General features: G+C 53.5%; 19 protein-coding genes. All 19 read left to right on the top strand.

Annotated elements, in window-relative coordinates:
• The first annotated feature begins 101 nt into the window (after positions 1 to 101).
• Positions 102 to 896, top strand: coding sequence for a spore cortex-lytic enzyme (gene sleB / locus RB620_RS07040; protein ID WP_308093031.1), 795 nt, complete (start codon positions 102 to 104; stop codon positions 894 to 896).
• A gap of 174 nt (positions 897 to 1,070) precedes the next feature.
• Positions 1,071 to 2,345, top strand: a complete 1,275-nt coding sequence (gene yfmF, locus RB620_RS07035; RefSeq protein ID WP_308093030.1) for an EF-P 5-aminopentanol modification-associated protein YfmF — start codon at positions 1,071 to 1,073, stop codon at positions 2,343 to 2,345.
• Positions 2,346 to 2,349: 4 nt separating this feature from the next.
• A complete protein-coding gene (gene yfmH, locus RB620_RS07030; protein ID WP_308093029.1) occupies positions 2,350 to 3,636 on the top strand; it encodes an EF-P 5-aminopentanol modification-associated protein YfmH in 1,287 nt (428 codons plus the stop codon).
• On the top strand, positions 3,633 to 4,379 hold the full coding sequence (gene ymfI / locus RB620_RS07025) for an elongation factor P 5-aminopentanone reductase (RefSeq protein ID WP_308093028.1): 747 nt from the start codon (positions 3,633 to 3,635) through the stop codon (positions 4,377 to 4,379). Before yfmH ends, ymfI begins: the two co-directional genes overlap by 4 nt.
• Before the next feature lie 102 nt (positions 4,380 to 4,481).
• Positions 4,482 to 4,733, top strand: a complete 252-nt coding sequence (locus tag RB620_RS07020) for a DUF3243 domain-containing protein (RefSeq protein ID WP_308093026.1) — start codon at positions 4,482 to 4,484, stop codon at positions 4,731 to 4,733.
• Positions 4,734 to 4,950: 217 nt separating this feature from the next.
• Entirely contained in the window at positions 4,951 to 5,718 is a 768-nt protein-coding gene (locus tag RB620_RS07015; RefSeq protein WP_308093233.1) for a DUF3388 domain-containing protein, read from the top strand.
• 72 nt (positions 5,719 to 5,790) lie between these two features.
• Positions 5,791 to 6,726: a helix-turn-helix domain-containing protein gene (locus RB620_RS07010; RefSeq protein ID WP_308093024.1), complete on the top strand. Its 936-nt coding sequence runs from the start codon at positions 5,791 to 5,793 to the stop codon at positions 6,724 to 6,726.
• A 60-nt stretch (positions 6,727 to 6,786) separates the two neighbouring features.
• Positions 6,787 to 7,278: a YajQ family cyclic di-GMP-binding protein gene (locus tag RB620_RS07005; RefSeq protein WP_308093022.1), complete on the top strand. Its 492-nt coding sequence runs from the start codon at positions 6,787 to 6,789 to the stop codon at positions 7,276 to 7,278.
• Between the two features lie 26 nt (positions 7,279 to 7,304).
• Positions 7,305 to 8,630, top strand: coding sequence for a 30S ribosomal protein S12 methylthiotransferase RimO (rimO, locus tag RB620_RS07000; protein ID WP_308093021.1), 1,326 nt, complete (start codon positions 7,305 to 7,307; stop codon positions 8,628 to 8,630).
• Positions 8,630 to 9,205: a CDP-diacylglycerol--glycerol-3-phosphate 3-phosphatidyltransferase gene (gene pgsA / locus RB620_RS06995; RefSeq protein ID WP_308093019.1), complete on the top strand. Its 576-nt coding sequence runs from the start codon at positions 8,630 to 8,632 to the stop codon at positions 9,203 to 9,205. The genes rimO and pgsA overlap by 1 nt, the downstream gene beginning before the upstream one ends.
• A 130-nt stretch (positions 9,206 to 9,335) precedes the next feature.
• Positions 9,336 to 10,583, top strand: coding sequence for a competence/damage-inducible protein A (locus RB620_RS06990; RefSeq protein WP_308093231.1), 1,248 nt, complete (start codon positions 9,336 to 9,338; stop codon positions 10,581 to 10,583).
• A 290-nt stretch (positions 10,584 to 10,873) separates the two neighbouring features.
• Positions 10,874 to 11,929, top strand: a complete 1,056-nt coding sequence (recA, locus tag RB620_RS06985) for a recombinase RecA (RefSeq protein ID WP_308093018.1) — start codon at positions 10,874 to 10,876, stop codon at positions 11,927 to 11,929.
• An 87-nt stretch (positions 11,930 to 12,016) separates the two neighbouring features.
• The gene (locus RB620_RS06980; RefSeq protein WP_308093016.1) at positions 12,017 to 12,712 is read left to right on the top strand and encodes a RecX family transcriptional regulator; all 696 of its coding nucleotides are present in this window, start codon (positions 12,017 to 12,019) and stop codon (positions 12,710 to 12,712) included.
• A gap of 181 nt (positions 12,713 to 12,893) precedes the next feature.
• Positions 12,894 to 14,438: a ribonuclease Y gene (rny, locus tag RB620_RS06975; protein WP_308093014.1), complete on the top strand. Its 1,545-nt coding sequence runs from the start codon at positions 12,894 to 12,896 to the stop codon at positions 14,436 to 14,438.
• A gap of 257 nt (positions 14,439 to 14,695) precedes the next feature.
• Positions 14,696 to 15,490, top strand: a complete 795-nt coding sequence (locus tag RB620_RS06970; protein WP_308093013.1) for a TIGR00282 family metallophosphoesterase — start codon at positions 14,696 to 14,698, stop codon at positions 15,488 to 15,490.
• A 142-nt stretch (positions 15,491 to 15,632) separates the two neighbouring features.
• On the top strand, positions 15,633 to 15,893 hold the full coding sequence (locus RB620_RS06965; protein ID WP_006036664.1) for a stage V sporulation protein S: 261 nt from the start codon (positions 15,633 to 15,635) through the stop codon (positions 15,891 to 15,893).
• 117 nt (positions 15,894 to 16,010) lie between these two features.
• On the top strand, positions 16,011 to 16,946 hold the full coding sequence (locus RB620_RS06960; RefSeq protein WP_308093005.1) for a dipeptidase: 936 nt from the start codon (positions 16,011 to 16,013) through the stop codon (positions 16,944 to 16,946).
• A 186-nt stretch (positions 16,947 to 17,132) separates the two neighbouring features.
• Complete coding sequence (locus RB620_RS06955; RefSeq protein ID WP_308093003.1) at positions 17,133 to 18,881, top strand: 2-oxoacid:acceptor oxidoreductase subunit alpha; 1,749 nt, start codon at positions 17,133 to 17,135, stop codon at positions 18,879 to 18,881.
• Positions 18,868 to 19,734 (top strand): 2-oxoacid:ferredoxin oxidoreductase subunit beta, encoded by an 867-nt coding sequence (locus RB620_RS06950; protein WP_308093002.1) that lies wholly within the window; start codon positions 18,868 to 18,870, stop codon positions 19,732 to 19,734. The genes RB620_RS06955 and RB620_RS06950 overlap by 14 nt, the downstream gene beginning before the upstream one ends.
• The last annotated feature ends 11 nt before the right edge of the window (positions 19,735 to 19,745 follow it).

Below are 19,745 nucleotides of genomic sequence, written 5' to 3'. Positions count from 1 at the left end.
ATTTGCGAATAATTGCATAGAAGGGAATCATCTTTCTCATACTAGTTGCAGGTAACGCTATCCGTAGCGAACTAACTTGCAAGAGAAAGGCAGATCCCTACATGAGAATTCGTTTGATAGTGGTGACTTCGATTATCGTGCTGCTGGTATTCGGTTCCTTCTCCGCGCTGAAGGGTCCGTTCGGCCGTTCGGCGGAGACGTTCAGCAATGCGACGCTGAAAGTTGGTTCAAGCGGCTCGGACGTGCAAGAGCTGCAAGGAAGGCTGACCGCGCTCGGCTATTATAACGGCAAAATCGATGGGGTATTTGGCTCCAAGACCAAAGGAGCCGTCACTTGGTTCCAGTGGAAATTCGGGTTGAAATCCGACGGTGTAGTCGGTGCCGAGACGAAGCTTAAGCTGTACAACGCAACAAAGAACTGGAAACCGGGCTCGACGCCGTCCGGCGGCACTAATGCGGGCGCCGGCACGGCAGCGGGAGGCGGAGGCGGCGGCTCAGGAAATACGGGCAGCAATCTAGCCCAGTCGAATCGGCTAGGTTTGTCGGAGAATGACCTCAAAATCATGGCCAACGCAGTATATGGCGAAGCCAGAGGCGAGCCCTACGAAGGACAAGTGGCGGTTGCCGCGGTCATTCTGAATCGGGTGCGGTCCGAGAGCTTCCCGAATACGGTTTACGGCGTCATCTTCCAGCCGAGAGCGTTCACCGCTGTCGCTGACGGCCAAATCTATTTGACCCCGAACAAGAAAGCCAGGGATGCAGTAGAGGATGCATTGAACGGCTGGGATCCAACCGGCGGCTGTCTGTATTACTTTAATCCGGACACGGCCACGTCGGCGTGGATCTGGACAAGAACGCAAATCAAGACGATCGGCAAACATATTTTCTGCATGTAGCCGGTTTAGCCATAAGCCGGATTAGCCTTGAAGCAGCCGCTTCTGCACGCAAGCAGCAGTGGTTGCTTCTTCCATTTCTGATCGGTTAAAATGGTAAAAACGGCATCGCCAAAAGGTGCATGTTCAAAAAGTTCGCTTGACTTTTTGAACAACCTCTGAAAGGAGCAAAATCGCGTGACATCATTCCAACGAGGGCAGCTGGAGCGCATTCGGCTGCATGTGCTGCCAACCAATCGGTTCAAAACGTTTGCGATTTCGTTGTTCGCCGGCCTACCTCTCCAAGAGGATACGGTTACGCCGGTTGCTCTAATCCCGTTCGTGCTCCGCAGAGGGACGGCGTCCACGCCGGAGACGATCAAGTTCCGCGAGAAGCTCGACGATATGTACGGCGCAGGTTTCGGTTTTGACGTGTACAAAAGGGGAGATGCCCAGATCGTGCAGTTCCGGATGGACGTCATCAACGACAGGTTCGTTTCCTCCGAACAATCGCTTCTGGCTTCCTCGCTTCGATTCCTGGGCGATGTCGTCACGAATCCGCTAATCGAAAATAACGGTTTCCGTGCCAAATACGTGGAAGCCGAGAAAGAGACGCTGCGCAAACGTCTCGAGGCGATCGTTAACGATAAAATCCGCTACGCGGCGGAACGCTGCATCGAGGAGATGTGCGCCGATGACCCTTACCGCCTTCACCCGCTGGGCCAAATAAGTGAGATCCAATCCATTACGCCTGAATCGTTGCGCAGTCAATACGAACGTTGGCTGAACGACGCTGCCCTCGATTTGTACGTCGTCGGGGATACGACCCTGGAAGAAGTGACCAGCTTAGTTGGCGACGCCTTCCGCTTGAGGAGCGGGACGCCTTCGGCTTATGAACGCCCAGTCACCAAACATGACGTGAAGGAAGTGAAACACGTCGTCGACAGAATGGAAGTCAGTCAAGGCAAGCTCAACATGGGGCTTCGGACGGGCGTCGGCTACGACGATGCCCTCTATCCGGCGGCGCTGATGTATAACGGCATCCTTGGCGGTTATCCGCATTCCAAGCTATTCCTGAACGTGCGGGAGAAGGAAAGCCTCGCCTATTATGCGGCAAGCCGGCTTGACGGCCACAAAGGCATTTGCACGATTCAATCCGGCATTGAATTCGCGAACTACGAGAAAGCGGTAGCGATTATCAAGGAGCAGCTGGAGAGTATGAGGCAAGGAAATTTGTCCGATCTGGAGATGAATCAGACGAAAGCGATGATTTCGAATCATTTGCGCGAAATGCAGGATTCGGCTTACGAGATGTTGTCCTACGACTTCAACAGCGTGCTTACGGGCAAGCAACGCACGGCCGAAGAGTTGTTGAAGCAAGTACAGGACGTGACGGCGGAAGATATCGTGTCGGTTGCGAAGCAAGTTCAGCTGGATACGGTCTATTTCCTGCGCGACCGGAAGGAGGCTTGAGCGGATGCAAACTTTAAATTATCCGCATGTCCAGGAAACCTTGTATCGGGAAGTTCTAGATAATGGTCTCGAAGTTATCGTGCTCCCCAAGGAAGGGTTTCATAAGACGTACGCGACTTTCGCCACCAAGTACGGATCGGTCGATAATCGATTCTCCGTAGGCGATCAGGAGCCGATCAAAGTGCCCGACGGCATCGCGCATTTCCTCGAGCACAAAATGTTCGAAGAGCCCGAAGGCGACATCTTCGCCGTATTCGCGGCGCAAGGCGCATCGGCTAATGCCTTCACGACGTTTGATCGCACCGTCTACTTGTTCTCGGCAACGGAACAAATTCATGAAAATTTAACGACGTTAATTAATTTCGTGCAAAATCCTTACTTTACCGACGCGAACGTCGAGAAAGAAAAGGGCATTATCGAGCAAGAGATCAACATGTACCGCGATAATGCGGACTGGCGTGTTTATTTCGGTCTCATTGACGCGCTGTACCATACCCATCCCGTCCATATCGACATCGCGGGGACGGTTGAATCCATTCGCCAGATCGACAAGGAAACGTTATACCGCTGCTACGAAACGTTTTACCATCCGTCCAATATGCTGTTATTCGTCGTTGGCGGTGTCGACGCGGAGGAGGTGTTCCGTCTTGTTCGCGACAACCAATCGGCTAAGACGTTCAAGCCGCAAGGCGAGATTAAGAGGTTCTTCGACCAAGAACCGACGGAAGTGAAAATTCCTCGCAAAGTATCGAAGCTGCCTGTATCCTTGCCGAAATGCATGCTTGGCTTCAAGGAGAAGTCGGTTGGCCTTGTTGGCGATGCCTTGCTCAAGCGGGAGGTAACGACGAAGCTGATGCTTGAAGCGCTGATCGGCCCGAGCTCGCCGCTGTTTCAGTCGCTGTACGAACAAAATTTGATTTCCGATTCGTTCGGACACGAATACAACTCCAGCACCGATTATGCTTTTTCCGTCATCGGCGGCGATACGCCCAATCCGAACGCGCTGATCGAAGGCATCAAGTCAGCCGTAACGGAAGCCGTTGGCGGCGGCCTTAACCAGGAGGCATTCGAACGAGCGAAACGCAAAAAAATCGGCGGTTATTTGCGAATGCTCAATTCCCCCGAGTCCATCGCCGGCGAATTTACCCGTTACCGGTTCCGGGACAGCGACATGTTCGATGTCATTTCCTTCTACGAGCAGTGTACGCTGGATGAAGCGAATGCGCGGCTTCGCGAGCATTTCGACTTCGGCCAGCTTGCCGTATCCATCGTGGAACAACCTTCCGAATGAAGATGCTGCAGGAAACGACGGTATTGATCACCGGGGGAAGCCGCGGCATCGGCGCTGCCATCGCGCAGCGCTTTGCCGCGGAGGGCATCAATATCGTCATCCACTACTTAGAGTCACACGAAAGCGCGAACGAAACTGCAAGAAGATGCATGGCGCTCGGCGCGAACGTCATGACCATCTCGGCCGATCTCAGATCCAGGGATCAGCTGGCCCGCATGCGCGACAAACTGTTCAGCCACGGGATCCGTCCCGATATACTGGTCAACAATGGCGGAATCGCGCATTACGGCATGCTGGCTGACGTAACCGAGGACGAATGGGACGACGTCATGTCCGTTAACTTGAAAGGGATGTTCCTCAGCACGCAATTGTTTATGCCCCATATGATTGGTCAGCGATACGGGCGAATCATTAATGTTTCCTCTGTCTGGGGAATGTCCGGGGCATCCTGCGAAGTGTTGTATTCCACGACCAAAGGCGGCGTCAATGCCTTCACGAAGGCGCTGGCCAAAGAGCTCGCCCCGTCCGGCGTAACGGTCAATGCCGTTGCTCCGGGCGTTGTGGATACGTATATGATGGAAGGGTTCAACCCGGAGGAAAAAGCCGCCCTTCAGCAAGAAATACCCGCTGGACGGTTCGGTTCCGCGGAAGAAATCGCTTCGCTCGTTTATTTTTTGTCGCTTCCGGAATCATCGTATATTACCGGCCAAATCATTAGCCCTAACGGCGGCTGGCATACATAGCTATTGACTACTTTCTCCTCGCTCGGTATAAGAAAAGCTCGAAAGGCACACAATAATGACTGTTGATGATTCTTTTCCAAACCAATGAGGAGGCGAAGAGCCATGTCAACTGTCCTTTCGAATTTCGATACCTGGAAGCATTTCTTGTCCGACCGCGTTACCCAAGCGAAAAAGATGGGGCTCACGGAGGACACCATCGCCAATCTGGCGTACGAGATCGGCTCCTTCCTGGACGAGAAGGTCGATCCGAAGAACGACGAGGAAAGTGTTCTGAAGCAGCTATGGGATGTGGGCGACGAATCGGAGCGGAAGGCCATTGCAAGCTGCATGGTCAAGATGGTCGAGAAATCGTAGCACTCATACAGTATGCAGAAAGCCTCCAAAACGGAGGCTTTTCTGCAATGTTTTATTTTTATTTGCAGGAATGTGACGAAATTTGTAGAATAGAGAATTAGGGTTGCAACTTATATTTTTACGAGAAACAAGGGTGACCTTGGACAAGAACGACGAGTCGTTTCTTCTTGGCCCTTATTACATATCATTTTACGCTTCCAGGGACGGTGAGGACGAATTGGAAACAAAGCAGTGGTACATGGAGTACAAGATACATAAGAACAGGCCTGGCCTGCTCGGCGATATCGCATCCCTGCTCGGCATGCTTGAGGTCAATATCATGACCATCAACGGCGTCGAGGATCGTACGAGAGGCATGCTGCTTCAAACGAACGACGACGAGAAAATTGAACTGCTTGGCAAGATGCTTCAAAAGGTCGACAACATTACGGTTAACAAACTTCGAACGCCGACGATCGTCGACATCTTGGCCGTACGCCACGGGCGGTATATCGAGCGCGACTCCGACGACCGCAAGACGTTCCGTTTCGTGCGGGACGAACTTGGCATTCTTGTCGATTTCCTCGGCGAAGTATTCAAGCGCGACGGCAATCATGTCATCGGCTTGCGCGGCATGCCTCGCGTCGGCAAGACCGAATCGATTATCGCGGGCAGCGTATGCTCCAACAAGCGATGGACGTTCGTTTCCTCGACGCTTCTTCGCCAGACGGTACGCAGCCAGCTGTCCGAGGAAGAGATGCAGCCGAACAATATCTTTATTATTGACGGCATCGTCAGCACGATTCGCTCCAACGAGAAGCATTACGCGCTGCTGCAGGAGATCATGGCGATGCCGTCGACCAAAGTCATCGAGCATCCGGACATTTTCGTCAAAGAATCCCACTACGATTACAGCCACTTCGATATCATTATCGAATTGCGCAATACGCCGGACGAAGAGATTACATACGAATCCTTCACCGCGAACTATACCGACGAGTTCTGAGACTGATTCGAACGAGGCGTAGCCCTGTAATAAGATTGGAAGGATTGATGGATTTGAAAGGAGGATGTCCACATGTCAGAGCTCGGAGCGTTGCTTCGGAGGGCAAGAGAGGAACGCGGCTTATCGCTGGATGACATTCAAGAATTGACGAAGATCCGGAAACGTTACCTGGAGGCGATCGAATCGGGGGATTACAGCGTTCTCCCGGGCACATTCTACGTGCGCGCTTTCGTTAAAAACTATTCCGAAGCGGTAGGCTTGGAGCCCGACGAAGTTTTGCGACTATACCAACACGAGATTCCCGCCTCGCCAGTCGAGCAAACCGTAGAGCCGATCCCTGCCAGAAAACCGCGACGCGTCAAATCGCAAACTTCGGAACGGTTTGGCAAGATCGGCTTCAATCTGGTAATGTGGTGCTTCCTCATTTTAATCGTGGTTGTGGTATGGTATTATGCGTTTAACAAGGATTCCGGAGGGGCGGATTCGGTTGACGAGTCGCCGATTACGGAAAATTCGGAACCGCCTAAGGAAACGTCCGCCGGTTCGGCGACGGAGTCGCCGGTCGCATCGCCCACACCTCCGCCTCCGACGCAAGCGCCTACGACGGTCACGTTCAACAGCAAGGTCGGCAGAGCGGATCAATACGATATCGGGCCTGCCGGCGTTCCGCATAAAGTGGAAATTAAGATTAGCGGCGGACGCAACTGGATCGAGGTGCGCGAGGGCGGCGCGACAGGGAAGAAGCTATTTTATGCCAATGCAGAGGACGGAGCCGTTCAGAATTATGAATTAACGGGCACCCTCTATATCACGGTCGGCCGTTCCGACCTGGCGGAAATCAAAGTCGACGGCGTTCTTGTGCCTGACAGCGACCGCGCCAATGCAAAGCGGCTTCTTCTGAAACCGTTGGCCGAAGGAGCAAGGGGCGAATCAAACACGTCGAATGTAGGCGAAGGCGCTGGTACAGGTACGAATACGACCGGCGAAGATTCGATGACGAGCGAATAAGGATCGATCGTCAGGCGCCAGCCGTTGCTGGCGCCTATACATACGGAGAGGAGAAAACGCATGAGTTCAGAAAGTTCGTTCGATATTGTATCTAAGGTAGACTTGCAAGAACTGGCGAACGCGATTACGCAAGCGGAGCGCGAGATCGAGACGAGGTTCGATTTCAAAGGAAGCAAAAGCAGCATCGCGCTGGAGAAGGAAGAGCTCGTTGTCGGCTCCGACGACGATTATAAGCTGAAGAGCGTTATCGATATTTTGCAATCCAAGATGGTCAAGCGCGGCGTGCCGATCAAGAACATGGATTTCGGCAAGATCGAAGGCGCTTCCGGCGGCACGGTGAAGCAGCGGATCAAGCTAAGACAAGGTATCGAGCAAGATATTTCCAAAAAAATCAACATCTTGATTCGAGACTCCAAGCTGAAAGTGAAAAGCCAGATTCAAGGCGACCAGATTCGCGTCACCGGCAAGAGCAGGGATGATCTTCAAGCGGTCATGGCCCTTCTGCGCGGCGCCGATCTGCCTATTGAGCTTCAATTTACAAACTATCGTTAAGATAGAAGGGATTTGAACGCTTACCCATGACTGAACGAGTGAAGGTTGTAACGTTGGGCTGCGAAAAAAACTTGGTCGATTCCGAGATTATGTCGGGTCTCATTCACGAACGAGGCTACCGCTTGGTCGATCAGGCGGATGAAGCGACGGTCATCATCGTGAACACTTGCGGATTCATCGACGCGGCGAAGGAAGAGTCGGTAAATACGATACTGGAGATGGCGGATTACAAGGAAACGGGACGTTTGAAAGCGTTAATCGTATCCGGTTGCCTGACACAGCGATATAAGCAGCAGCTGATGGAGGAAATGCCGGAAATCGACGGAATCGTCGGCACCGGCGACTTTCATCATATTAACGACATCGTGGACGAAGCGCTGCGCGGGAAGAAGCCGATGAAGGTCGGCAATCCAATTTTCAACTATGAGCAGCCCATGCCTCGTTTGGTCACCACTCCCCGCTATACGGCTTACGTAAAAATCGCGGAGGGCTGCGACAATGCGTGTACGTTCTGCAGCATCCCGATGATGCGGGGGGCGTTCCGATCCCGTTCGGTAGAGTCGATTCTGGCTGAGGTGCGCGGTCTGGCCGCGCAAGGCGTGAAGGAGATTAGCTTGATCGCGCAGGATTCCACCAATTACGGCACCGATCTATATGACCGGTTTATGCTGCCCGAGCTGCTGAACCGAGTCAGCGAGGTGCCCGGCATCGCGTGGGTACGGCTTCATTACGCGTATCCGGGTTTTTTCTCCGACGAGCTGATCGCTGCGATAGCCGGCAACACGAAGATATGCAAATATATCGATATGCCGCTCCAGCACAGCGAAGACACGATTCTGAAGCGGATGCGCAGACCGGGCCGCCAGCGCGACACCCGCGAGCTCGTGGCGAAGATTCGCGCCGCCATCCCGGATGTGGCTCTTCGCACGAGCTTGATTGTGGGCTTCCCCGGAGAGACGGAGGAAGACTTCGAGCGGCTATGCGAGTTCGTGAAAGAAATGAAATTCGATCGTCTAGGCGTATTCGCGTATTCAAGCGAAGAGGATACGCCTGCTGTCCGGCTGCCTAACCATGTGCCGGACGAGGTCAAGGAATGGCGCGTAAACACGTTGATGGAGATCCAGAGGATCGTGTCGCGCGACAATAGCAGCAAATATATCGGCAAGGAAATTGATGTATTGGTCGAACGTTATGACGGTAGAAGCGATATTTATGTCGGTCGTTCCATGTATGACGCCCCCGAGATCGACGGTGAGGTGTTCATCTCGAATTGCAGCGCGGAGATTGGTTCCATCCAGAAGGTTCGCGTAACGCATGCCTATGAGTTTGACCTCTCTGGGGAGGGAATTTAGTGAATTTAGCCAACAAGATTACGCTGGCACGCATTTTCCTAGTGCCGGTCATTATGTTTTTCCTACTAATAAAAGTGAATTTGGGTTCGGTCAGCGTCTCCGATTTTACAATTTCGTACAATCAAATCGTGGCCGCGCTGATCTTTATCGTGGCAGCGAGCACGGACGGGCTCGACGGCTACATCGCCCGCAAAAACAAAATCGTGACGAATCTGGGCAAGCTGCTCGACCCGCTTGCTGATAAGTTGCTGGTTGCGGCCGTGCTCATCTCCCTGGTCGAGATGGACAAGCTTAACGCGCTGATCGCCATTATTATCATAAGCCGCGAATTCGCGGTGACGGGGCTTCGTCAGATCGCGCTTCTCGAAGGTTCCGTCATGGCGGCAAGCACATGGGGCAAGTGGAAAACCGCGATACAAATTACGATGATTATCGCGCTCTTGATCAATAATTTTCCGTTCGCGCTCATTCACTTCCCGTTCGACGTCATCGCGAGCTGGATTGCCGCAGCGATAACGGTATATTCCGGCATCGATTATTTCGTGAAGAACAAACATTTAATACCGGTCGAGTAAGAACGAGAGCACTTCCCGTAAGAGGGAAGTGCTCTTGTCTTCCAATCGCGTATCCGAAAGCCTGTCGCCGGTCCGCCAAGCAAGAGGTATTGGCAAACCGAACCATGAACAGCCGAAGGGAGCATACAGGATGAAAGCGGAAATCATTGCAGTCGGCACGGAATTGTTGCTAGGCCAAATCGTCAATACGAACGCGCAGGCGATTTCGCAGAAGCTTGCGGAGCTGGGCATCGACGTCTATTTTCAAACGGTAGTGGGGGACAACGCAGCTCGCTTGCGGGAGGCGATCGAGATCGGACGAGGCCGAGCAGATTTACTCGTATTCTCGGGAGGGCTCGGACCGACGCAGGATGACCTGACGAAGGATGTGCTCGCCGATTATTTGAATCGTCAGCTCGTTATCCACGAACCGGCGATGAAGGCGATCGAGGAGCTTTTCTCCTCGCGCGGGATGCATATGGTGGAAAGCAACAAGCGCCAAGCGCATTTGATCGAAGGCAGCGATCCGCTCGAGAACGCGACGGGTCTCGCCGTCGGCAACGGCGTGGAGGCTGACGGCACGCTCTATTTGCTGCTGCCGGGTCCGCCCAAAGAAATGAAACCGATGCTGGACGGGCCGGGTAAGGCTTGGCTTCGGAATAAGCTAGGCGAGGAGCGTCCGCTATATTCCAGACTGCTCAAATTCGTTGGCATAGGGGAATCCAATCTTGAAGCGGCGTTGATCGACTTGATCGATAGCCAGATCGATCCGACGATCGCCCCGTACGCGAAGGAAGGCGAAGTGGCGCTGCGGGTGTCGACCAAAGCGCGTTCACAAGCGGAAGCGGACGGCAAAATAAACGCTTCGGTTGCCGCCATCGCTCAGCGCGTCGGAGAGCATCTCTACGCGGACGAAGATATCCCCATCGAAGAAGTAATCGTCCGTATGCTTAGGACGGCTAATAAACGGCTTGCAAGCGCCGAGAGCTTAAGCGGAGGCCTGCTCGCGGAGCTGGTGACGAGCGTGCCGGGCAGCAGCGGGGAATTCGTCGGAGGCGTCGTGACGTACACGAACCTGATGAAGCATAAGCTGCTCGGCATCCCGATGGCCCAGCTCGAGGGCGAAGGAGCGCCCGGCGCGATCAGCGAATCGACCGCCAGGCTGATGGCGGAGAACGTGATGAACCTGTCGGGAGCGGATTTCGGCGTGTCGCTCACCGGCGTTGCGGGTCCCGCGGAATCCGAGGGCAAGCCAGTAGGTCTGGTTTATTTTGCGATTGCAGAGAAGGGGAAGGAGACGACCGTGTATACGTCCCACTTCAAGGGCGGCCGCGAAATGATCCGGCTCCGCGCGGTGAAGTCGGCCTTGTACCGGTTATGGCAGGCGCTTAAGAACTAAGCCGGTTCGCTGGTGCAAAAATCTTCAAATTCGATTGCCATCTGTCGAATCGTGCGCTATAATGAGGACTAGTTACCGGAAGAACCGTGGCGAAGATTACTTTGCTGCGGTTTTTTATTTTTCCGACAAGAACGGCGCAGCAGAGGGAAGAGGAGGGGAATTCGAGCTTTCATCATCAGGGAAGAGGACGGCTCTAACGTAAAATTACGAATGTGTGTTCGAAAAAACTATTGGCAACCCGTCCGAAATAAGGTATTATACAATTATTAATCATGAAGGATGTGAGTGAGTTGGCGGATCGTCGCGCAGCTTTGGATAACGCTCTTCGTCAGATCGAGAAGCAATTTGGCAAAGGCTCCATTATGAAATTAGGGGAATCGACTCATATGCAAGTAGAGACCGTGCCTAGCGGCTCGCTTGCTTTAGATATCGCGCTCGGAATCGGCGGTTTGCCGCGCGGCCGGGTCATCGAAGTATACGGACCTGAATCGTCCGGTAAGACGACGGTAGCGCTTCATGCGATCGCCGAAGTGCAGCGCATCGGCGGACAAGCCGCGTTCATCGACGCGGAGCACGCGTTGGATCCGCTTTATGCAAGCAAGCTTGGCGTTAACATCGACGAGTTGCTGCTCTCGCAGCCGGATACAGGCGAGCAGGCTCTCGAAATCGCGGAAGCGCTCGTACGAAGCGGCGCCGTCGACATCATCGTCGTGGACTCCGTTGCCGCGCTCGTGCCGAAGGCCGAGATCGAAGGAGACATGGGCGACTCCCACGTTGGTTTGCAGGCTCGTTTGATGTCGCAGGCTCTTCGCAAGCTGTCCGGGGCCATCTCGAAGTCGAAGACGATCGCCATCTTCATTAACCAACTTCGCGAGAAGGTCGGCGTTATGTTCGGCAACCCGGAGACAACGCCGGGCGGACGCGCGCTCAAGTTCTATTCCAGCGTTAGGCTGGACGTGCGCCGCATCGAGACGCTGAAGCAAGGCAACGACATGGTCGGTAACCGTACGCGCATCAAGGTAGTGAAGAACAAAGTAGCCCCTCCGTTCAAACAAGCGGAAATCGACATCATGTACGGCGAAGGCATCTCCAAGGAAGGCAGCCTTATCGACATCGGCGTCGAGATGGACATCGTTCAGAAGAGCGGCGCCTGGTTCTCCTACAGCGGCGAACGTCTTGGCCAAGGACGCGAGAACGCAAAACAATTCCTGAAGGAAAAAACCGAGCTCGCGAATGAGATCGAGAAGCAGATTCGCGCGGCAAGCAACTTGTCGGCAACGGCTTCTCCGGCTAACTTCTCTGGGGACGATGAAGACGAGGACGAGTTCGACGATCTGGACGCATAGACGACTAATAGCTTCGCCGCTCTCTCGTGGGAGCGGCGAATGTTGTTTTATGGCCTTTAAGGGCGAGAAAAAGCAGGATGGTGAATCATGGACGTCGGAGATGTTGAAGTATACCGGATAGACGCCGTGCGGCGGGATAAGAAAGAGAAAAGGCGTTACCACTTGCACGCTGGCAGCGAAGAGCCCTTCTTGTCCGTACACGAGGATATACTGATTCGGTACAGACTGATGAAAGACGGCGAAGTGACTCGCGACATGGCTCGGCACATTCAAGATGAAGATCATCGTTACCGTGCCTATGTGCTCGCCGTTGCGTATTTGGGCGCGAAGCCGAGGACAAGCAAACAAATTCATCAATATTTGACAAGGAAGGAGCTTGAAGATTCGCATATCGATTACGCGATCGAACGTTTAGAATCGGAGAAGCTTGTAGATGATGAACAGTATGCGCGACAATTCGCGGAAGGCAGACTTCGGACCGGCCACAAAGGGAGACTTATGATCCGGCAGGAGCTGCAGCAGCGAGGCGTTTCCAAGCAGGCGGCGTCGGAGGCGCTTTCGGCACTTGACCGAGACAGCGAGCTTGCTTTCGCGACGGCGCTCGCGCAGAAGAAAGCGAAGTCGTTAACCGGCGAACCGGCAAAACGCCGCTCGAAGCTGATGGGTTTTTTATTGCGGCGAGGATTCCCCGGCGATATCGTCAGAGAAGCGATGAGGTCGGTCGACTTATCATCCGGCGACGGATGGGAAGAGGAAGATGATGGCGTTTTGCTTGACAACTGAAATTGCGAACAGATAAAATGAGTGTGTATTCCTTCACATTTGAATCGATTTTTCTTCCAAAAGTTGATTCAAATCGCTTATTTTCGTCAAAATGGTACATGATGAAACGGTATGGAAACCGGTTAAAACCTAATAACATCCCAAGCAGTGCCTTGGTGTATGCAGCAAGGAGGTGAACAAGATGGGAGATGTCATCATCTGGATCTTGGTTTCTATCCTTGTTGGCGCAATTTTCTTTGGGATTGGTTATTTTTATCGCAAGTCGATCGCCGAAGCCAAAATTTCGAGCGCTGAGCAGGCCGCTGCCCAAATCATAGAGAATGCGAAGAAGGACGCGGAGGCGCAAAAGAAAGAAACGGTGTTGGAGGCGAAAGACGAAGTCCACAGACTACGTGCAGAAGCTGAAAGAGACATCCGCGAGCGGCGCAATGAGGTGCAACGTCTGGAAAGACGGCTGCTCCAGAAGGAAGAGTCGCTGGATAAGAAGTTAGAAGCGCTAGAACGCAAAGAAGAGACCGTAGCCAACAAGGAGAAAAGAATCGAAGAAACGCAAGAGCAGATCGACTCCATTTACAAGCAGCAGCTTAGCGAGCTAGAACGTATATCCAGCTTGACGATGGAAGACGCCAAGTCGATAATCCTGACGAATGTCGAGCAGGAAGTACGTCACGAAACGGCTCAAATGATCAAAGAGATCGAGCAGCAAGCGAAGGAAGAGGCCGACAAGAAAGCGCGTGACATTATTTCGCTGGCAATTCAACGTTGCGCAGCCGATCATGTGGCAGAGACGACGGTATCCGTTGTAACCTTGCCGAATGAAGAGATGAAAGGCCGCATTATCGGACGTGAAGGCCGCAATATCCGTGCTTTGGAAACATTGACCGGTATCGATCTCATAATCGACGATACGCCGGAAGCGGTCATTTTGTCGGGCTTTGATCCAATCAGACGCGAAATTGCCCGTACTTCTCTTGAGAAGTTGGTTGCGGACGGCCGTATCCATCCGGCCCGCATCGAAGAAATGGTCGAGAAATCCCGCAAGGAAATCGACGAGCGCGTTCGCGAATACGGCGAACAAGCTACGTTCGAGGTTGGCGTGCACGGATTGCATCCGGATCTGATCAAAATTCTTGGAAGGCTCAAGTACCGGACAAGCTATGGTCAGAACGTGCTGAAGCATTCGATGGAGGTTGCCTATCTGACAGGTCTCATGGCCGCGGAGCTCGGCGAAGATATTACGCTGGCGAAGCGAGCAGGCCTGTTGCATGATATCGGCAAGGCGCTTGACCACGAGGTGGAAGGCTCACATGTCGAGATCGGTGTAGAGCTTGCGAAAAAGTACAAGGAGCACCCGGTTGTCATCAACAGTATCGCATCCCATCACGGGGATACGGAAGCGACTTCCGTTATCGCGATGTTGGTCGGTGCCGCGGATGCCTTGTCTGCCGCCCGTCCTGGCGCTCGCCGCGAGACGCTCGAGACGTATATCAAGCGTCTGGAGAAACTCGAGGCGATTACGGAATCGTTCGACGGCGTTGAGAAGTCGTACGCGATCCAAGCCGGACGCGAGGTTCGCGTTATGGTTCAGCCAGAGAAGATCGATGATACGGAAGCGTTCCGTCTTGCTCGCGACATTACGAAGAAGATCGAGAGCGAACTCGATTATCCGGGACATATTAAAGTTACGGTCATTCGTGAAACACGAGCAGTGGAATACGCCAAATAAGCAAAATGGGGAAAAGTGGCTGCTTGTCAGCCACTTTTCTGCATGAAATACGAGTTCAAAAAGACCAGTTTTCAGCACCGAGAAGGTTGGATGAAGCTAGGAACTGAGGAGCGGAGCGTAGTGGAAGCTACGTGAGCACCGGAAGTTCCGGCTGAATTCAAGATTCGATGTCGAATAGGCTCAATAAGATGCTTCGTGATCAAAATTGGGCTTTTTGAACAACCTCTTGAATGGCTACATAAAGGAAGGTATGGATTATGAAAGTATTATTTATCGGGGATATCGTCGGCAATGTCGGGAGAAGCGCGCTCAAGCAAGTGCTGCCTGCGCTTAGGACAAAACATAATCCCCATCTCATCGTCGTGAACGGAGAGAACGCCGCCGCGGGCAGAGGCATTACGAAAGCGATCGCCAAGGAGTTTTTTGACTCCGGCGTCAACGGCATCACAATGGGCAACCATACATGGGATAACAAGGACATCTTCGAGTGGATCGACGATGAGCCGCGTATCGTGCGTCCCGCGAACTTCTCTCCGGAAGCGCCGGGTCAAGGCATGGCGATCATCCAGTCCGGAAGCAAGAAGCTCGCCATCATCAATTTGCAGGGACGCGCATTCCTCCCGCCGAATGATTGTCCGTTCCGCAAGGCAGACGAGCTGATCGAAGAGGCGAGCAAGCATACAAATGCCATTTTGGTCGATTTCCATGCGGAGGCCACTTCGGAGAAAATCGCGATGGGCTGGTATTTGGACGGAAGGGCATCGATCGTCCTGGGCACGCATACGCATGTGCAAACAAATGACGATTGCGTTTTACCAGGCGGCACGGGGTATTTAACGGATGTTGGAATGGTAGGCTCCAAGGAAGGCGTGCTCGGAATGGAACGAGATGCCGTTCTTCATCGCTTCCTGACGGGACTCCCGGCAAGATTCGTCGTGGACGAAGGCAAGTGGCATTTGCACGGGCTTGTCATCACGATCGACGAAACAAACGGCCACGCAACGAAGCTGGAAAAAATTCGAATGACGGAAGAAGATTGGCTTCTCATGTAGAGAAGTCTTTTTTTGTGGTCAATAGTCCGACAATTCAGAATCGTTTGTGAAGTTAGTCCATGAAAAGCAGGAATCTTTCGCCGTCTCTCGAATACTATTTTAGAAGTGGAATCCATCCAACATTCTAGGGGAGGTACTATTCATGGACGTATTAAAGGTATCAGCCAAGTCCAATCCAAATTCCGTCGCAGGCGCTTTGGCGGGTGTTCTACGCGAACGGGGTGGCGCTGAGCTTCAAGCCATTGGTGCCGGCGCGCTTAATCAAGCGATCAAAGCGGTTGCGATTGCCCGTGGATTTGTTGCCCCGAGCGGGGTGGATCTCATCTGCATACCGGCATTCACGGATATTGTCATCGATGGGGAAGACAGAACGGCCATTAAGCTGATCGTAGAGCCGCGATAACCAGAGGCTCGCGCCATTGTTGTCGCCGAATTCGCCTGTTTACGTCGTAGACAGGTTTTTTGCTTTGCGCTTCGATTGGGTGCGATTACGAAAGATGTATGGGAGGTTAGTCATGCCATGATCGATTTTCATTGCGATGTGCTCTGCAAGCTGTTGCTGGACAAGAAGATCCGATTCCGTAACGGAAAAACCGGGGATTTAGATGTCACTTACGAACGGCTAAGGGAATCGGGCACTTTGCTGCAGACGTTCGCCGTGTACCTTCCGCCAGACAAGGCAGGAACCATCGATCCAATCTTGGAGAGTGTCGATCTGTTCTACGAGCAAATCTTAACCTGCGAAGGAATGATGCTCGTGACAAGCGTTGCCGATTTGGAAGCGTGCCTGATGAGCGGGCAGACCGGCGCACTTCTCTCATTGGAGGGCGTGAGCGGGCTGCAGGGCCGATTATCCATGCTCCGATTGTTGTACCGGCTTGGCGTCAGAGCGGCGGGTCTCACATGGAACCATGCGAATTGGGCGGCCGACGGCGTCATGGAGCCGCGCGGTGCCGGCCTTACATCGGAAGGACAAGCGTTCGTGTCGGCTTGCAACGAGCTCGGAATCATCGTCGATGTGTCCCACTTGTCGGAGAAGGCGTTCTGGGATGTTGCCGCGTTGTCGACGAGGCCAATCATCGCCTCGCATTCCAACGCGCGCGCGGAATGCGATCATCCGCGCAACCTCGACGATCGGCAGGTGAAAGCATTAATTCAAGGCAACGGACGGATTGGGTTGACTTACGTGCCTTGGTTCGTGACGACAAGGCCGCAGGCGGCGATTTCCGATCTGCTGATGCATGTCGATCATGTGTGCGCCTTAGGCGGCGAGAAACATATTATGCTGGGATCGGACTTTGACGGCATCGACCGCTATATGACGGATCTGACACATCCAGGCGAAGTCATCCATCTGAAGGAAGCACTTCTGAAACGGTATTCGGCAACGCAGGTCGCTGGTTTTCTGCAAGACAACGCACTCGCGTTCCTAAGGGACAATCTTCCCGTTACATGACGAATCGTGCCATCTCGGAACGGTATCGTTTTGATCGAAACATGTTATGTTTTTATTAAACGTTTACATATTGCAATTTGGCATTTTCCAACATAAAATTGTTGTGACGATATGCCTTCTATTATATAATGGCTCCAGTTATCGAAAATCATGGGCCTTTTTTACGAAGCAGAGGAGATGGACATTTTGATTAGTCAATTGTCTTGGAAGATCGGGGGACAGCAGGGGGAAGGGGTAGAAAGTACCGACCGTATCTTCTCCACGGCGCTCAATCGATTGGGATATTACTTATATGGTTACCGTCATTTCTCGTCTCGAATCAAGGGCGGTCATACGAATAATAAAATCAGGATCAGCACGAATCCGATTCGTGCCATTTCCGACGATCTTGACATTCTGGTCGCGTTCGACCAGGAGAGCATCGATCTGAACGCGCATGAGCTTCGTCCCGGCGGGGTCGTTGTAGCGGATGCGAAGTTCGATCCGACCATTCCGGATGGCGTGGACGCCAAATTGTTTGCCGTTCCGATTACGAAAATCGCGGAGGAGCTAGGCACTTCGCTGATGAAAAACATGGTCGCGTCCGGGGCTTCTTGGGCGCTTCTTGGTCTGCCGTTAGAGGTGTTCAATAAAGCGGTAGAGGAAGAATTCGGCCGCAAAGGCGCGGCAATCGTAGCGAAAAACATCGAAGCGGTCAAAAACGGCGCGGAATTCGTGCTGGAGCAAGCCGGCGGTCCGCTCGACGAGTTCAAGCTCGAAGAAGCCGACGGCAAACAGAAGCTGTTCATGATCGGCAACGAAGCGATCGGTCTCGGTTCGGTGGCGGCGGGCTGCCGGCTCATGTCGGCTTATCCGATTACGCCGGCGTCCGAGATCATGGAGTACCTGATCAAGAAGCTGCCGAAGTTCGGCGGCACGGTCGTTCAGACGGAGGACGAAATCGCAGCGGTTACGATGGCGATCGGCGCGAACTACGCCGGCGTCCGCACGATGACGGCATCGGCAGGCCCCGGCTTGTCGCTGATGATGGAGGCGATCGGCTTGTCCGGCATGACCGAGACGCCGCTAGTCATCGTGAACACGCAGCGCGGCGGTCCGTCTACGGGGTTGCCGACGAAGCAAGAGCAATCCGACTTGAACGCGATGATATACGGAACGCACGGGGAAATTCCGAAGATCGTCATCGCACCGGCATCGATCGAAGATTGTTTCTACGACATGGTCGAAGCGTTCAACCTATCCGAGCATTATCAAGTGCCGGTCATCGTCATGACCGATCTTCAGCTGTCGCTGGGCAAACAATCCTGCGAACCGCTCGACTTCTCCAAAGTGGAGATCAAACGCGGCAAGCTGGTCATCGAAACGCCGCCGCTCGAAGGGCATGACCTGTTCAAGCGGTACGAGCTGACGGAAGACGGCATTTCGCCTCGCGTGCTGCCGGGCGTCAAAGGCGGCCTCCACCATGTGACGGGCGTCGAGCACGACGAAGTCGGCCGTCCGTCGGAGAACGCGGTGAACCGCCGCAACATGATGGATAAACGACTGGGCAAGCTGAATGGACTTCATGTTCGCGACGCGATTCGCGTGGACGCGCCGAACGCGAACCCGGACCTGCTCGTGATCGGCATGGGCTCTACGGGCGGAACAATCGACGCGGCTCGGGCGCGGCTGGAAGAAGACGGTATAACGACGAATCATATCACGATTCGCCAGATCCATCCGTTCCCGACGGAAGCGCTAATGCCTTATCTGAAGGCTGCGAAACAAGTTGTCGTCATCGAGAACAACGCCACGGCTCAGCTCGCGGCTCAAATTAAAATGAACGCCGGCTTCGGCGACAAAATCAAAAGTTTGTTGAAATACGACGGTAATCCGTTCCTGCCGCTCGAAGTCTATCAAGCTTGTAAGGAGATGAGCGAAGATGGCAACATTTAAGGAGTTTCGTAACAACGTCAAGCCGAACTGGTGTCCCGGCTGCGGCGACTTCTCCATCCAGGCTGCGATCCAGCGCGCTGCCGCTAACGTCGGCCTCGAGCCGGAGGAGCTGGCGGTCATCTCGGGTATCGGCTGCTCGGGCAGGATTTCCGGTTATATCAACGCGTACGGCTTGCATGGCATTCATGGACGCGCGCTGCCAATCGCGCAAGGCGTGAAGCTGGCTAACCGCGATCTAACTGTTATCGCGTCCGGCGGCGACGGGGACGGTTTCGCGATCGGCATGGGACATACGGTTCATGCGATCCGCCGTAACTTGAACATTACTTATATCGTCATGGATAACCAGATCTACGGTTTGACCAAAGGCCAGACGTCGCCTCGAAGCGCGGAAGGTTTCAAGACGAAGTCGACGCCGGAAGGCTCCATCGAATCGACGTTATCGCCGCTTGAAATCGCGATGTCCGCGGGCGCGACGTTCGTGGCGCAGTCGTTCTCGAGCGATTTGAAAGGTTTGACCAGCTTGATCGAGCAGGGCATCAAACATGAAGGATTCTCGCTTATCAACGTGTTCAGCCCTTGCGTCACCTTCAATAAAATCAATACGTACGATTGGTTCAAGGAAAACATCGTCAGCCTGGAGCAGTTTCCGGAATACGACCCGACGAACCGGGTGGCGGCCATGAACAAAATCATGGAGACGAACGGCATGTTAACGGGTTTGATCTATCAGAACACGTCCCGCAAGTCGTACGAGGACATGATTGCAGGCTTCAAGCCGGAAGGCCTGGCGAAGCAGGATCTTCACATCACGGAAGAGCAATTCAACCAGCTTGTCTCGGAATTTAAATAAGTGGTATGATG

Source organism: Paenibacillus sp. LHD-117, from assembly GCF_030929555.1.
Taxonomy (GTDB): domain Bacteria; phylum Bacillota; class Bacilli; order Paenibacillales; family Paenibacillaceae; genus Pristimantibacillus.
This window is presented reverse-complemented; position numbering and strand designations above follow the sequence as displayed.

Excerpts from the sequence above, each read along its gene's own strand:
- sleB (WP_308093031.1), top strand. The coding sequence starts at position 102 with ATGAGAATTCGTTTGATAGTGGTGACTTCGATTATCGTGCTGCTGGTA.
- yfmH (WP_308093029.1), top strand. The coding sequence starts at position 2,350 with ATGCAAACTTTAAATTATCCGCATGTCCAGGAAACCTTGTATCGGGAA.
- ymfI (WP_308093028.1), top strand. The coding sequence starts at position 3,633 with ATGAAGATGCTGCAGGAAACGACGGTATTGATCACCGGGGGAAGCCGC.
- RB620_RS07020 (WP_308093026.1), top strand. The coding sequence starts at position 4,482 with ATGTCAACTGTCCTTTCGAATTTCGATACCTGGAAGCATTTCTTGTCC.
- RB620_RS07010 (WP_308093024.1), top strand. The coding sequence starts at position 5,791 with ATGTCAGAGCTCGGAGCGTTGCTTCGGAGGGCAAGAGAGGAACGCGGC.
- RB620_RS07005 (WP_308093022.1), top strand. The coding sequence starts at position 6,787 with ATGAGTTCAGAAAGTTCGTTCGATATTGTATCTAAGGTAGACTTGCAA.
- rimO (WP_308093021.1), top strand. The coding sequence starts at position 7,305 with ATGACTGAACGAGTGAAGGTTGTAACGTTGGGCTGCGAAAAAAACTTG.
- RB620_RS06990 (WP_308093231.1), top strand. The coding sequence starts at position 9,336 with ATGAAAGCGGAAATCATTGCAGTCGGCACGGAATTGTTGCTAGGCCAA.
- RB620_RS06980 (WP_308093016.1), top strand. The coding sequence starts at position 12,017 with ATGGACGTCGGAGATGTTGAAGTATACCGGATAGACGCCGTGCGGCGG.
- rny (WP_308093014.1), top strand. The coding sequence starts at position 12,894 with ATGGGAGATGTCATCATCTGGATCTTGGTTTCTATCCTTGTTGGCGCA.
- RB620_RS06970 (WP_308093013.1), top strand. The coding sequence starts at position 14,696 with ATGAAAGTATTATTTATCGGGGATATCGTCGGCAATGTCGGGAGAAGC.
- RB620_RS06965 (WP_006036664.1), top strand. The coding sequence starts at position 15,633 with ATGGACGTATTAAAGGTATCAGCCAAGTCCAATCCAAATTCCGTCGCA.
- RB620_RS06960 (WP_308093005.1), top strand. The coding sequence starts at position 16,011 with ATGATCGATTTTCATTGCGATGTGCTCTGCAAGCTGTTGCTGGACAAG.
- RB620_RS06950 (WP_308093002.1), top strand. The coding sequence starts at position 18,868 with ATGGCAACATTTAAGGAGTTTCGTAACAACGTCAAGCCGAACTGGTGT.